Raw genomic sequence first — 16314 nt, 5'->3', positions numbered from 1 at the left:
ATTTCGGTGGCGAACGAGGACAAGCTCCGGTATTTCCTTAAGCGAGTCACCGCAGATCTCCAGGAGACCCGGCGGCGCCTTCGTGACCACGAGGACGCCGCCGGCGAACCGGTGGCCATCATCGGGATGAGCTGCCGGTACCCCGGCGGGGTCGACTCGCCCGAGGACCTCTGGGAGTTGGTGGCCGACGGCCGCGACGCGGTCGCGGAGTTCCCCGCCGACCGCGGCTGGGACCTGGACGCGCTCTACGACCCGGACCCGGAGTCCCGCGGGACCAGCTACGCCCGCGAGGGCGCGTTCCTGAGCGACCTGGCACGGTTCGACGCCGGCCTCTTCGGGATCTCGCCCCGCGAGGCGCTCGCCATGGACCCCCAGCAGCGGCTGCTCCTGGAGACGTCGTGGGAGCTGTTCGAGCGGGCCGGCATCGACGCCGCCTCGCTGGCGGGCAGCAGGACCGGCGTGTTCGCCGGCGTCATGAACCACGAGTTCCTCGCCGCCCTCCAGAACTCCCCGGAGGACCTGGAGGGCTATCTGGGGACGGGCACCTCGGGCAGTGTCGCCTCCGGCCGGGTGGCCTACACCTTCGGCCTGGAAGGCCCGGCCGTCACGGTCGACACGGCCTGCTCGTCGTCCCTGGTGGCCCTGCACCTGGCCGTCCAGTCACTGCGCAACGGCGAGTGCTCGCTGGCCGTGGCGGGCGGGGTCACCGCGATGGTCGGCCCCGCCACCTTCGTCGGCTTCAGCCGTCAGCGCGGACTGGCGCCCGACGGCCGCTGCAAGGCCTTCGCGGCCGGTGCCGACGGCACCGGCTGGGGCGAGGGCGTCGGCCTGCTGCTCGTGGAGCGGCTCTCGGACGCCCGCCGCAACGGGCACGAGGTGCTCGCGGTCGTCCGGGGCTCCGCCGTCAACCAGGACGGCGCGTCGAACGGCCTGACCGCGCCCAACGGCCCCTCCCAGCAACGGGTGATCCGCCAGGCCCTGGCCGCTGCCCGGCTGACCACCGCCCAGGTCGACGTGGTGGAGGCGCACGGCACGGGCACCCGACTCGGCGACCCGATCGAGGCGCAGGCGCTGCTGGCGACGTACGGGCAGGGACGTCCCGACGACGAGCCGCTGTGGCTGGGCTCGATCAAGTCCAACATCGGCCACACCCAGGCCGCGGCCGGTGTGGCGGGCGTCATCAAGATGGTCATGGCCATGCGCCACGGCGAACTGCCGCGCACGCTGCACGTCGACGCGCCGTCCCCGCACGTCGACTGGTCGGCGGGCGCCGTACGGCTGCTCACCGAGCGCACGCCGTGGCCGGCGTCGCACCGGCCGCGCCGGGCCGGCATCTCCTCCTTCGGGATCAGCGGCACCAACGCGCACACGATCATCGAGGAGGCCCCGTCGGCCGAGGCGTTCGCACCGGACGCCGAGGCCGCTGGAGCTCCGGAGGAAGGCGCGCAGAGCGCGGAGGCCGTCGCCCCTGCGGCCGTCGTACCCGAGGCCGCGCGCCCGGCCGAGGGCGGACCGGTGCCGTGGGTGATCTCCGGCAGGACCGAGGAGGCCCTGCGCGCACAGGCCACACGCCTGCTGTCCCGCATGGACGCCGAAGTCCCCCCGCTCGACGTGGCGTTCTCGCTCGCCACGACGCGCACGGCGCTGGAGCACCGCGCGGTGGTCCAGGGCGGGACGCCGGCGGAACTCGCCGCGGGGCTGCGGGCCGTCGCCTCCGGCTCCCCGGCCCCGGGCGTCGCGCGCGGCCTCTCCGGCACCGGGGGGCGCGTCGGGTTCCTCTTCTCCGGCCAGGGTTCGCAGCGCCTGGGGATGGGCCGCGAACTGTACGCGTCGTACCCGGCGTTCGCCGCCGCGTACGACGAGGTCTGTGCGCACCTGGACGCCACGGTCGACGTCGACTCGGAGGAACTGCACCGCACGGGCGCCGCCCAGCCCGCGCTCTTCGCGGTCGAGGTCGCCCTGTTCCGGCTTCTCGCATCGTGGGGCATCCGGCCGGACTACGTGGCCGGTCACTCGGTCGGCGAGATCGCGGCCGCGCACGTGGCCGGGGCGCTGTCCCTCGAGGACGCGGCGGCGCTGGTGTCCGCCCGTGCCCGCCTCATGCAGGCGCTGCCCGCCGGCGGGGCGATGGTCGCCGTCGAGGCGACCGAGGAGGAAGTGCTGGCGCACCTGACCGACGGCGTCGGTGTCGCGGCGGTCAACGGCCCGCGGTCCGTCGTGGTCTCCGGAGCCGAGGAAGCGGTCACCGCGATCGCCGAGATCTTCCAGGGGCAGGGCCGCAGAACCTCCCGCCTGAAGGTCAGCCACGCGTTCCACTCGCCGCTGATGGACCCCATGCTGGAGGAGTTCGCGCAGGTCGTCCACGGCCTGACCTTCGAGAAGCCGCAGCTCCCCGTCGTCTCCAATCTCACAGGTCGCCCGGCCGAGCCCTACACGCCCGAGTACTGGGTCCGGCACGTCCGCGAGGCGGTCCGTTTCGCCGACGGCGTCCGCACGCTCCACGAGCTGGGTGTGACCACGTTCGTCGAGATCGGACCGGGCGGTGTGCTGAGCGCCCTCGCCCAGGGCTGCCTGGACGGCGACGTGGTCACCGTGCCCGCCCTGCGCGCCGACCGCCCCGAGCGGGCCGCACTCGTCGCCGCCGTCTCCGAACTGCACGCACACGGTGTCTCCCCGGACTGGCACGCCTTCTTCCCGGGCGCCCGCCGCGTCGGCCTGCCCACCTACGCCTTCCAGTACCAGCGCTACTGGCTCGACACCTCACCGGCCGCTCCCGGTGACGTCCGCGCCGCCGGCCTGGGCTCGGCCGGACACCCGCTGCTCGGCGCCGCCGTCTCCCTGGCCGGCGGCGACGAGCGGCTGCTGACCGGACGGCTGTCCCTGCGCACCCACCCGTGGCTGAGCGACCACGCCGTACTCGGAACCGTCCTGCTGCCCGGCACGGCGTTCGTCGAACTGGCCGTGCGTGCCGCCGACGAGGCCGGCTGCGCGCTGCTGGAGGACCTCACCCTCGAAGCACCCCTGGTGGTGCCCGAGCAGGGCGGCGTCGCGGTTCAGGTGTGGGTCGGCGCGGCCGACGGCACCGGCCGCAGGCCGCTGACCGTGCACTCGCGCCCCGAGGACGACGCCGACCTGCCGTGGGTGCGCCACGCGACGGGCTTCGTCGGCGAAGGGAGCGAAGGGACCGAGGAGGCGGGCGCCGCGGCCGCAGGCGGGACGCTCACGGCGTGGCCGCCGACGGGCTCCGAGCCGGTCGACCTCGACGGCTTCTACGACCGGCTCGCCGCCCTCGGCCTGACCTACGGACCGGCGTTCCGCGGACTGCGCAGCGCCTGGCAGGCGGGCGAGGAAGTCTTCGCGGAGGTCGCCCTCCCCGACGGCACGGACACCGGGTCCTTCCTCCTGCACCCGGCGCTGCTGGACGCGGCGCTGCACGCGATCGGCGCGGGCGGTGTGGACGGGCCCCTCGTGGCCGGGGTGGACGGGCCGCTCCTGCCGTTCGCCTGGTCCGGGGTGTCCGTGCGCGCCACGGGCGCGTCCGCCGTCCGGGTCAGGCTGGCGCCGGCCGGTACGGACACGGTGTCCCTGCTGGTGGCCGACGGCACCGGCGAGCCGGTGGCGTCCGTCGAATCCCTGACACTGCGCCCGGTGTCGGCCGAGCGGCTGCGCACGCGCTCCGGTGACCCGCTGTTCACCGTCGAGCCGGTGCCGCTGACCCTGCCCTCCGGCGACGCGGAGGGGACGGCGATCGCGTACGTCCCGGACATCGCCGCACTGGGCGGGGCCGACGGGCCGTCGCAGCCGGACGCGGTCGTGGTCCCCTGCCCCGACGGCCCGGAAGGGGCCACCGAGGCCGAGCGGGTCCGTGCGGTCACCACCGAGGTGCTGCGGCTGGTGCAACGCTGGCTCGCCGAGGACCGGACGTCGCGCCTCGTGCTGGTGGCGCGCTGTGACGACCTCGCCCACGCCGCGGCGGGCGGACTGGTGCGCTCGGCCCAGGCGGAGAATCCCGGCCGGATCGTGCTGCTGGAGACCGACCACCCGGACGAGGCGGCCGCGCTCGTACCCGGCGCCGTGCTGTCCGGCGAGCCCCACGTCGTCGTCCGCGACGGACAGGCCGGCGCACCGCGCCTGGCCCGCGCCGCCTCCCCGGCACCGCGGGACGCGGCAACCGGCCCCGCGGACGAAGCGGCCGCCGCCCCCGCCGGGGGCATCGCGTCCGCCCTCGCCGAGGGCGCTGCCCGCGGCCTCGGCACGGTGCTGCTCACCGGCGCCTCCGGCGCGCTGGGCGGAGCCCTCGCCCGTCACCTGGTGACCGGGCACGGCGTGCGCCGGCTGCTGCTCGTCAGCCGCCGTGGCGCCCACGCCCCGGGCGCCGCGGACCTGGAGGCCGAACTCGCCGCGCTCGGCGCCGAAGCGACGTGGGCGGCCTGCGACCTCGCCGACCGTGACGCCGTCGCCCGGTTGCTGAGGGCCACCCCGGTCGACTCCGTCGTGCACACCGCAGGCGTGCTCGACGACGGCGTGATCGCCGCGCTGACCCCGGACCGCGTCGGCGCCGTCCTCGCGCCGAAGGCCGACGCCGTGCTCAACCTGCACGAACTCACCGGCGAGGGCACGACGTTCGTGCTGTTCTCCTCCGCCGCGGGCGTCTTCGGCACCCCCGGCCAGGGCAACTACGCCGCGGCCAACGCCTTCCTCGACGCCTTCGCCCGCTACCGCCGCGCCCAGGGGCGGCCCACGGTCTCGCTGGCGTGGGGCCTGTGGGAGCAGGAGGGCGCGATGGCCGACGCCCTCGACGAGGCGGGCAGGTCGCGGATGGCACGCTCCGGTGTCCTGCCGCTGTCCACCGAGGACGGCCTGCGGCTGTTCGACGCGGCGCTCGCCTCGGACGAACCCGTGCTCGTACCGGTCCGCCTCGACACCACCGCCCTGCGGAGCCGGGCAGCGGGAACCGTACCGGCCCTGCTGCGCGGACTCGTCCGCGGCTCACTGCGCGGCACCGCCCGGCGCGCCGCCACCGGATCCCTGGCCGAGCGCCTCGCCGGGCTGGCCGCCGACGAGCGCGACGCGGCCCTCCTCGACCTGGTCCGGGGCGAGGTCGCCGCCGTGCTCGGGCACTCCACACCCCGGGCCGTCCAGCCCGCGCACGCCTTCCAGGACCTGGGCTTCGACTCGCTCACGGCCGTGGAGCTGCGCAACCGGCTGTCCACCGTCACCGGCCTGCGCCTGCCCGCCACCCTCGTCTTCGACCGTCCCACCCCCGCCGCCCTCGCCCGGCACATCGGCACCGAACTCCTCGGCGAGGCCCCGACCGCCCCGGCCGGGGCCTCGGCGCGGCAGACCGCGGCCGCCGCCGACGAGCCGATCGCCATCGTCGGCATGAGCTGCCGCCTCCCGGGCGGAGTGCGCTCGCCGGAGGACCTGTGGCGGCTCGTGGCCTCCGGCCGGGACGGCATCTCCCGGTTCCCCGACGACCGCGGCTGGGACGTCGACGGTCTCTACGACCCCGACCCCGAGCGCCTCGGCACGACCTATGCGCGCGACGGCGGCTTCCTGCACGAGGCGGCCGAGTTCGACGCCGGCTTCTTCGGCATCAGCCCCCGCGAGGCCCTGGCGATGGACCCGCAGCAGCGGCTGCTGCTGGAGGCGTCCTGGGAGGCGTTCGAACGCGCCGGGATCGACCCGGCGACGCTCAGGGGCAGCCGTACCGGCGTCTTCACCGGCCTGATGTACCACGACTACGGCCAGGGCCCGCGCGAACTGCCCGAGGGTGTCGAGGGCCTGCTCACCACCGGAGGATCCGGCAGCGTCGCCTCCGGGCGGGTGTCCTACACCTTCGGCCTGGAGGGCCCCGCCGTCACGATCGACACGGCCTGCTCCTCGTCGCTCGTCGCCCTGCACTTGGCCGTCCAGGCCCTGCGCAACGGCGAGTGCACGATGGCGCTGGCCGGCGGCGTCACCGTCATGGCGAGCCCGACGGTCTTCGTGGAGTTCAGTCGCCAGCGCGGGCTGTCGCCCGACGGCCGGTGCAAGGCGTTCGCGGCCGGTGCCGACGGTACCGGCTGGGGCGAGGGCGTGGGCCTGCTGCTGGTGGAGCGGCTGTCCGACGCCGTGCGCAACGGCCACGAGGTCCTGGCCGTCGTGCGGGGGAGCGCGGTGAACCAGGACGGCGCGTCCAACGGTCTGACCGCGCCCAACGGACCCGCGCAGCAGCGGGTGATCCGGCAGGCGCTGGCCTCGGCCGGGCTCGCTCCGGCCGATGTGGACGCCGTGGAGGCGCACGGTACGGGCACCCGGCTCGGCGACCCGATCGAGGCGCAGGCGCTGATCGCCACGTACGGGCAGGGGCGGCCCGAGGGACAGCCCCTGTGGCTGGGTTCGCTGAAGTCCAACATCGGTCACACGCAGGCCGCGGCGGGCGTGGCCGGTGTGATCAAGATGGTGATGGCCATGCGCCACGGCGTCCTCCCGAAGACCCTGCACGTGGACGAGCCGACGCCGCACGTGGACTGGTCGGCGGGCGATGTCCGGCTGCTGACCGAGGCCGTCGACTGGCCGGCGCCGGACCGCCCGCGCCGTGCCGCGGTGTCGTCCTTCGGCGTCAGCGGCACCAACGCCCACACCATCATCGAACAGGCCCCCGCGACCGAGGAACCCCCGTCGGCGTCCGATTCCGCAGCGGCCGTGCCGTGGGTGCTCTCCGGCAGGACCGAAGCGGCGCTGCGGGCGCAGGCCGCCCGCCTCGCGTCCTTCCTGGACCACAACGGCAGCGACAACGACGGCGATCTCAGCGACGACGGTGAGGCGGCAGCGGCGGCCGACGTGGCGTACTCGCTGGCCACGACCAGGGCCGCCTTCGAACACCGGGCCGTGGTCGTCGCGCAGACCCCCGAGGAGCTCCGGCGGGGACTGGCCGGTGTCGCCGGCGGCGCCACACCGCCCGGCGTGGTGACCGGCACCGCACGCACCGGCGGCAAGACCGTCTTCGTCTTCCCCGGGCAGGGGTCGCAGTGGGTGGGCATGGCCGCCGAACTGCTGGACACCTCCCCGGCCTTCCGCGACCGGATCGCCGCGTGCGAGCGCGCCCTCGCGCCGCACGTGGACTGGTCGCTGACCGCGGTGCTGCGCGGCACGACCGATGTCGAGCAGGACCGGGTCGACGTGCTGCAGCCCGTGCTGTGGGCGATGACGGTCGCCCTCGCCGAGGTGTGGCGCTCCTTCGGAGTGACCCCCGACGCCGTCGTCGGACACTCCCAGGGCGAAGTCTCCGCCGCGGTGATCGCCGGAGCGGTCCGTCTGGAGGACGGGGCGCGCATCGTGGCGCGGCGCAGCCTCGCGGTGCGCGAACTCCAGGGCCGTGGCGGCATGGCCTCGGTGACGCTCCCGGACGAGGAGGTGCGGGAACTGATCGGCCGCTGGCCCGGCCGCCTCGGCGTCGGCGCCGTGAACGGGCCCGGGACCGTCGTGGTCTCCGGGGACACCGACGCCCTGGAGGAACTCCTCGCGCACTGCAAACGGGAAGGCGTCCAGGCCCGCCGGGTCGCCGTCGACTACGCCGCGCACTCGCCGCAGATCGAACGCGTCGAAGCACAGGCGAGTGAGGGGTTCGCCGGCATCAGCCCGCTCCCCGGGTCCGTGGCCTTCTACTCCACGGTGACGGGCGGGAAGCTGGACGCGGACGAGCTCGACTCCGGCTACTGGTACCGCAACATGCGGCAGACGGTGCGGTTCCACGACGCGATCCGGGCCGCTCTGGCCGACGGGCACGACGTCTTCGTCGAAGTCAGCCCGCACCCCGTCCAGTTGCCGGGCATCGAGGACGCCATCGAGGCCGCCGGGGCTCAGGCCGCGGTCGTACCGACGCTGCGCCGCCGCGACGGAGGACGGCACCGGCTGCTGCAGTCCCTGGCCCAGGCCCACGTGCACGGCGTCGCCGTCGACTGGGACGCCGTCCTGCCGGGGGCACGCCGCGTCGACCTCCCGACCTACGCGTTCCAGCACGAGCGGTACTGGCTGCAGGCGCACGCTCAGGCCGGTGACGTACGAGCGGCCGGGCTGGACACCGCCGACCACCCGTTCCTGGGTGCGGCGGTGGAACTGCCGGACGCGGGCGGTCACCTGCTGACCGGGCTGTTGTCCCTGCAGGCCCAGCCCTGGCTGGCCGACCACGCGGTGCTGGGCACGGTGCTGCTGCCGGGCACGGCCTTCGTGGAACTGGCCGCCCACGCCGCGGCCGAGACCGGCTGCGACCTGGCCGAGGAACTCACCCTGCACGCACCGCTCGTGCTGCCCGAGCACGGCGGTGTCGCGCTCCAGGTCCTCGTCGGCGCCCAGGACGACTCCGGGCGCCGCCCCCTGAGCGTGCACTCGCGAGCCGGGGACGGCCCCTGGATCCGCAACGCCACCGGAGTCCTCGCCACCGGCACCACCCCCGCGGGCACCGACCTGGGCAGCTGGCCCCCGGCCGACGCCCGGCCGGTGGACCTGGAAGGCCTCTACGACCGTCTCGCGGGCCTCGGCCTGAGCTACGGTCCGCTCTTCCAGGGGCTGCGTGCCGCCTGGCGCGGCCACGACGCTGTCTACGCCGAACTCGCCCTGCCCGACGGGGCGCAGGCGGACGCGGACGTGTTCGGCGTACACCCGGCCCTGCTCGACTCCGCGCTGCACGCGCTGGGCGCGGGCGGCCTCGTACCGGCCGCCGACAGGCCCCTGCTGCCCTTCGCGTGGTCCCGCGTCACGCTGCACGGAACCGGAGCGGCCGTCCTGCGGGTACGGCTCTCCCAGGCCGGCGGGGACACGGTACGGCTGGAGGCCGCCGATGGCACGGGCCGTCCAGTCATGTCGGTGGAGTCGCTGACGCTGCGCCCGGTCTCGGCCGAGCAGCTGCGCACGAGCTCCCGGGACTCCCTGTTCACCGTGGAGTGGGCACCGCTCGCCGCCCCGGCCGGCGCCCCGACCGTACGGGCCTACGACGACTTCGCCCACCTCGTCGCCGCCCCCGCGGCCGAGACCGGGGCGCAGGCGGACGCGGACGCCGTCGTCGTCCCCTGCCCGGCCGGGTCGGGCACCGACCCCGAACGGGTCCGGGTCGTCCTCGCCGAGGTGCTCCGGCTAATCCAGTGGTGGCTGGCCGAGGACCGGGCCGCCCGCCTGGTGCTGGTGACCCGCGGCGCGGTCGCCGCCGGGGACGACGCGGCAGCGGGCGACCCGGTGCAGGCGGCCGTGTGGGGGCTGGTCCGGTCGGCGCAGTCGGAGAACCCGGACCGCATCGTCCTCCTCGACACCGACGCGAACGCCGAGGTGAACGCCGAGGTGAACACGGACGCGGAGCGCGTCGCGGCGACGGCCGTACCCCGGCTCGTCGCCTCCGGGGAGCCGCAGGCGGCGCTGCGCGGCGACACACTCCTGCTGCCCCGGCTCGCCAGGGCCGCCGCCGACGCCCCGCGGGCCACCCCGGACTTCGGGACCGGCACGGTGCTCCTGACCGGCGCGTCCGGTGCGCTGGGCGGGCTCGTCGCCCGGCACCTGGTCGCCGCGCACGGCGTGCGCAGCCTGCTGTTGGTGAGCCGGCGCGGCGCGGACGCCGAGGGGGCGGCGGAGCTGGCGGCGGAACTGACCGCCGCGGGTGCCGAGGTGCTCTGGGCCGCCTGCGACGTGGCCGACCGGGACGCCCTCGCCGAGGCGCTGTCCGGCACTGCGGTGACGGCCGTGGTGCACACGGCCGGCGTCCTCGACGACGGTGTGATCGGCTCGCTCACACCCGAACGCCTCGAGACGGTGCTGCGCCCCAAGGCGGACGCGGTGCTGAACCTGCACGAACTGGCGGGCGACGTGTCGGCGTTCGTGGTCTTCTCCTCGCTCGCGGGCACGCTCGGCACCCCCGGCCAGGCCAACTACGCGGCGGCCAACGCCTTCCTGGACGCCTTCGCCGGCCGCCGCCGGGCCCAGGGACTTCCGGCGGTGTCGCTGCCGTGGGGTCTGTGGCAGCGCACCGGCACCATGACCGAGGACCTCGGCGGCGCCGACCGGACCCGGCTCGCCCGCGGCGGCGTGCTGCCGCTGTCCGACGAGGACGGCCTGGAACTCCTCGACGCCGCGCTCGCGCTGCAGGAACCCCTGGTGGTGGCGGCACGACTGGACCTCGCCGCCCTGCGGAACGCGACCGCCCCGGTGCCGCCGCTGCTGAGGGCACTCGTCGGCGGCCGGGCGCGGCGTACGGACCGGGCGGCTTCCGTACCGCTCGCGCAGCGGATCGCGGGCCTGCCCGAGGGCGAGCGCGAAGAGGCCGTGCTGGACGTCGTCCGCGCCGAGGTCGCCGCCGTCCTCGGACACGGCTCGGCCAGGGCCGTCCAGCCCGACCAGGCCTTCGGCGACCTGGGCTTCGACTCGCTGACCGCGGTGGAGCTCCGCAACCGGATGAACCACGCCACCGGCCTGCGGCTGCCCGCGACGCTCGTCTTCGACCACCCGACGCCCGCGCTGCTCGCGCAGCGGGTGCTGAAGGACCTCCCCGGCGGCACGGCCGGGACGGCGGCGGCCTTCGACGAGCTCGACCGGCTCGCCGCCGCCCTCGACGGCGCCGGCGCGGACGGCGTCGACCATGCCACCCGCACCCGGATCACCGTGCGCCTCCAGGCGCTGCTCGCCCGCTGGAACGGGAACGATCCGGCCGGTCCGCCAGGCACCGGCGCGGACGAGCACGAAGACGACCTCAGCTCGGCGAGCGACGAGGAACTGTACGAACTCCTCGACGACGAACTCGGCATCTCCTGAACCGCGCAGGCCAAAAGGGGCGGGCAACACCGATGATGAACGAAGACAAGCTCCGCGAGTACCTCAAGCGGGCCACCACCGACCTGCGCCAGGCCCGGCGGCGGGTGCGCGAGCTGGAGGCCCGTGACCAGGAGCCCATCGCCATTGTGGGCATGGGCTGCCGGTTCCCCGGAGGCGTCGGCTCCCCCGAGGAGCTGTGGCGGCTGCTGGCCGAGGGCACGGACGCCGTCTCCCAGTTCCCCGAGGACCGCGGCTGGGACGTCGACGCGCTCTACGACCCCGACCCCGAACGGCCCGGCAAGGTCTACACCCGGCAGGGCGGGTTCCTGCGCGACGCGGCGTACTTCGACGCGGACTTCTTCGGGATCTCGCCGCGCGAGGCGCTGGCCATGGACCCGCAGCAGCGGCTGCTGCTGGAGACCGCCTGGGAGGCCTTCGAGCACGCCGGCATCGACCCCGCCGGCCTCAAGGGCAGCCGCACCGGCGTCTTCGCCGGCCTGATGTACCACGACTACGGCTTCACGCCCGGCGCCCTCCCCGAAGGGGTGGAGGGGCTGATGAGCACCGGCAACTCCGGCAGTGTCGCCTCCGGGCGCATCGCCTACACCTTCGGCTTCGAGGGCCCCGCGGTCACCGTCGACACCGCCTGCTCGTCCTCGCTCGTCGCCCTGCACCTGGCCGTGCAGGCGCTGCGGGGCGGCGAGTGCTCCCTGGCGCTGGCCGGCGGCGTGACGGTCATGGCGGGCCCGAGCGCCTTCGTCGAGTTCAGCCGGCAGCGCGGGCTCGCCCCCGACGGCCGCTGCAAGTCCTTCGCGGCGGCGGCGGACGGCGCGTCCTGGTCCGAGGGCGCCGGTCTGCTGCTCGTGGAGCGGCTGCGGGACGCCCGCCGGCTCGGCCACACGGTGCTCGCGGTCGTCCGGGGCAGCGCCGTCAACCAGGACGGCGCGTCCAACGGCCTGACCGCGCCCAACGGTCCCTCGCAGCAGCGTGTGATCCTCGAAGCGCTGGCCGCCGCCCGGCTGTCCGCCGAGGAGGTCGACGCCGTCGAGGCACACGGCACGGGCACGAACCTCGGCGACCCGATCGAGGCGCAGGCGCTGCTGGCGACCTATGGACAGGACCGCGAACGGCCGCTCCTGCTCGGCTCGCTGAAGTCCAACATCGGCCACACGCAGGCCGCGGCGGGTGTCGCCGGTGTGATGAAGATGGTGCTGGCGATGCGGCACGGCATGCTGCCGAAGACGCTGCACGTGGACCGGCCGACCCCGCGGGTCGACTGGTCGGCCGGCTCGGTCGAGCTGCTGACCGAGGCGATCGCGTGGCCGGAGACGGACCGCCCTCGCCGGGCCGGGATCTCGTCGTTCGGGATCAGCGGCACCAACGCGCACATCATCCTCGAGCAGGCGCCCGAACCGGAGGCGGAGGGCCCGGCCGCGGGGACGACCGAGAGCGGGGGCGGGACCGAGGAGTTGACGCGGGCCCGGACCACGGTCGTGCCCTGGGTACTCTCCGCGAAGACCGGGCAGGCGCTGCGGGAGCAGGCACGACGACTGCTGTCGTCCCCGGACCTCGCGGCCGTGTCACCTGCCGACGTGGCGTTCTCGCTGGCGGCCGGCCGCTCGGCGCTGGAGCACCGGGCGGCGGTCGTCGGCGCCGACGGGGAGGAGCTGCGCGCGGGGCTGGCCGCCCTCGCGGCGGGCGAGCCCGCGGCACAGGTGGTGACGGGGCGGGCAGGGGCCGGCCGGGGCAAGGTCGGGTTCCTGTTCTCGGGTCAGGGTTCGCAGCGGATCGGTATGGGACGCGAACTGTACGCGTCCTACCCGGTGTTCGCGGCGGCGTACGACGAGGTGTGTGCGCTGCTGGACGCGCCGGTCGATGTGGACTCGGAGGAGCTGAACCGGACGGGTTGCACCCAACCGGCGTTGTTCGCGGTCGAGGTGGCGCTGTTCCGGCTGCTGGAGTCGTGGGGCATCCGGCCGGATTACGTGGCCGGTCACTCGGTGGGCGAGGTCGCGGCCGCGCACGTGGCGGGTGTGTTGTCGCTGGAGGACGCGGCGCGGCTGGTGTCGGCGCGGGCCGCGCTGATGCAGGCGTTGCCTGCGGGCGGGGCGATGGTCGCGGTGCAGGCGGCCGAGGAAGAGGTGCTGCCGCACCTGACCGACGAGGTGGGCATCGCGGCGGTCAACGGCCCTCGGTCCGTCGTGGTCTCCGGAGCCGAGGATGCCGTGCTGGAGGTCGCCGAGATCTTCGCCCGACAGGGCAGCAGGACGTCCCGCCTGAAAGTCAGTCACGCGTTCCACTCGCCGCTGATGGAGCCGATGCTGGAGGAGTTCGCGAAGGTCGTCGGCGGGCTGGCCTCCAGCGAGCCGCGGATCCCGGTGGTATCGAACCTCACCGGCCGCCTGGCCGAGTCGTACACCCCCGAGTACTGGGTGCGGCACGTCCGGGAGGCTGTGCGTTTCGCCGACGGTGTCGAGACCCTGCACGAGCTGGGTGTGACCACGTTCGTGGAGGTGGGCCCCGGCGGTGTGCTGAGCGCCCTCGCCCAGGGCTGCCTCGACGACGACGCGGACCTCGTCACCGTTCCCGTCCTGCGCACCGACCGCCCCGAACCCCAGGCGCTCACCCATGCCGTCGGGCAGTTGCACACCCACGGCGTCTCCCCGGACTGGCGGGCGCTGTTCCTCGGCGCCCGGCGTGTCGACCTGCCCACGTACGCCTTCCAGCGCGAGCGCTACTGGCTCGAAGGCACGGCGGCGCCCGACGTCTCCTCGGCGGGCCTGGACTCTCCCGGCCACGCCCTGCTCGGTGCGGTGGTGGAGACCGCCGGGGCGCAGGACCTGCTGTTCACCGGCCGGCTGTCGCCGGCCGACCAGCCCTGGATCGCGGACCGCATGGTCGGTGGCGTGCCGGTGCTGCCGGTCGCCGCGTTCGTCGAGCTCGCCCTGTCCGCGGGACGGCAGGCCGGGTTCCCGCACCTGGAACAGCTGGACGTGGACGCCCCCCTGGTTCTGGCCGAACAGGGCGCCGTCCGCATCCAGGTGCAGGTCGGCGCGGGCGACGACCCGGACCGGCGCTCGGTGCGCGTCTTTTGCCGGCCCGCTGCCGGCGGCGCCGGCGAGCCGTGGGTCCGTCACGCCACCGGAGAGCTCACCCGGAACGCTCCGGCACCGGAGTTCGACATGGTTCTCTGGCCGCCGACGGGCGCTGAACCCATGGACGTCGAGGACCGTCCGGGCCTGCGCGCCGCCTGGCGCGCCGGGGACGAGTTGTACGCCGAGGCCGTCCTGCCCGTCACGGAGCGGGACCGGGCGGACCGCTACGGCCTGCACCCCGTGCTGCTGGAAGCCGCCCTCGGCGTGCCGGCGTCGGACCGTGCGGAGGACCCCGGCGAGGTGCTGATGCCGTACGCCTGGAGCGGCATGTCCGTGCACACTCCGGGTCCGGGGGCCGTACGCATACGCGTCCGGCCCGTCGGAGACGACGCGGCGGCGATCGAACTGTCCGACGCCGACGGCTCTCCCGTCGCCTCGGTCGCGTGCGTCCGGACGCGGACGATGTCCCCGCAGCAGGTGCTGGCCTCGCGCGTGGCACACCAGGACTGGCTGTTCGAGGTCGACTGGGTCGAGCACACCGCGACTTCCGTTCCCGCCCCCGCTCCCGGAGCGGAGTGGGCGGTCCTCGGCAAGGAGGGCTCCCACCCCGACCTCGACGCGCTCCGCCATGCGGTCGACGGCGGTGCGGCCACGCCCGCCCACGTCCTCCTGCCCTGCGCCCCGGGCGAGGGCGACGCCGCCGCGGCGACGCGCGGGCTGCTGGCCGCTGTGCTGTCGGTGATCCAGGAGTGGGTCGGCGACGAGCGGTTCTCCGACGCGCGGCTCGTGGTGCTGACACGCGGAGCCGTCGAACTGGACGGTCCGGCCGTGGACCTCGCGCACACAGCGGTCTCCGGTCTGGTGAAGTCGGCCCAGACCGAGCATCCGGACCGGTTCCTCCTCGTCGACGCGGACGACTCGGTCACGAACGGCGGCATCGACCCGGCGCTGGCCGCGGCGCTCGCCGCTCTGGACGAGCCGCAGGCCGCGGTGCGCGACGGAAAGCTGTACGTGCCGCGCCTCGCCCGGATCACCACCCCGCCCGAGGAGCCCACCGGTCACGCGTGGGACCCCGAGGGGACCGTGCTGCTCACCGGGGCGACCGGTGGCCTCGGACGGTCGCTCGCCCGGCACCTCGTCGCCGAACGCGGCGCACGCAGACTGCTGCTGGCCAGTCGCCGCGGCCCCACGGCCGAAGGCGTCGGCGAACTCGTCGCCGCCCTCGCCGAGCTGGGCGCCCACGTCGACGTGGCCGCCTGTGACATCGCGGACCGGGACGCCCTCGCGGAACTGCTGGCGTCGGTCCCGGCCGAGCACCCGCTCGTGGCCGTGGTGCACGCGGCGGCGGCCCTGGACGACGGCGTGGTCACCGCCCTGACCCCGGAACGCCTGGACACCGTGCTGCGGCCGAAGGCCGACGGGGCGCTGCACCTGCACGAGCTGACCCGGGACCTGGACCTCTCCGCGTTCGTGCTCTTCTCCTCCCTGGCCGGAGTGCTGGGCAGCGCCGGTGCGGCCGGCTACGCCGCCGCGAACGCCTTCCTGGACGGCCTGGCGCGGCAACGCCGGGCCGCGGGTCTGCCCGGCACCTCGCTGCCGTGGGGCTTGTGGACGGACAACGGTGGCATGGGCGACCGGATCACCGACGCCGACCGCAACCGGATGGGGCGGGCCGGAGTCGTGCCGTTCACCCCGGCGGAGGGGCTGGCCCTGTTCGACGCCGCCCTCACCGTGGACCGGCCGGTGACCGTGCCGGTCCGGATGGACGTACCGGGACTGCGCGGCACGGCCCGCGCCGGCCTGCTGCCCGCCGTCCTCCGCGGCCTGGTCGGCGACACCGGCGCCGTGTCCGGCGACGCCGCGGCCGCAGGGACCCCCGCCCTGGCCCGCCGCCTCGCCGGGATGCCGGCGGCCGACCAGGAGAAAGCCCTGCTGGACCTGGTGCGCAACCAGGCGGCGGCCGCCCTCGGCCACGCCACCGCCGCCCGCATCGAGGCCACCACGGCCTTCCGGGACATCGGCTTCGACTCCCTGACCGCCGTGGAGCTCCGCAACCGGCTCAAGGCCGCGACCGGGCTCCGGCTCAAGCCCACCCTGGTCTTCGACCACCCCAACCCCCTTGCGATCGCCCGGCTCCTGCACAAGGACCTGGTGCTCGACCTCGCCGCCGCGGCTCCGTCCGTGCTCGGCGAACTGGACCGGCTGGAGGCACAGCTCGCCGCGCTCGCCCCGCAGGACGCGGTGCGGGACAAGGTCACGGCCCGGCTCAAGGCGCTGCTCTGGAAGTGGACCGACACCCACCGCAGCGCCACGGCGAACGCCGCCGACGCGGGCCCCGGCACAGACCGCGGCGCCGAACTCGATCTCGACCGGATCGACGCCGCCACCGACGACGAGATGTTCGACCTGATCGACCAAGAGCTCGGCTCTCTCTGACTCTGGT

Annotated in this window: 2 protein-coding genes; both read left to right on the top strand. The window is 75.2% G+C overall.

Annotated features, from left to right (window positions below; genetic code table 11):
• Nucleotides 1-6: 6 nt before the first annotated feature.
• Nucleotides 7-10776 (top strand): SDR family NAD(P)-dependent oxidoreductase, encoded by a 10770-nt coding sequence (locus tag ACIHEJ_RS01040; protein ID WP_400131126.1) that lies wholly within the window; start codon nucleotides 7-9, stop codon nucleotides 10774-10776.
• On the top strand, nucleotides 10773-16307 hold the full coding sequence (locus tag ACIHEJ_RS01035) for an SDR family NAD(P)-dependent oxidoreductase (protein ID WP_400131768.1): 5535 nt from the start codon (nucleotides 10773-10775) through the stop codon (nucleotides 16305-16307). The genes ACIHEJ_RS01040 and ACIHEJ_RS01035 overlap by 4 nt, the downstream gene beginning before the upstream one ends.
• Nucleotides 16308-16314: the final 7 nt, after the last annotated feature.

Origin of the sequence: Streptomyces sp. NPDC052301 (genome assembly GCF_044593395.1) — a bacterium.
GTDB lineage: Bacteria > Actinomycetota > Actinomycetes > Streptomycetales > Streptomycetaceae > Streptomyces.
The sequence above is the reverse complement of the archived record's forward strand: the minus strand, read 5'-3'. Positions and strand labels throughout refer to the sequence as shown.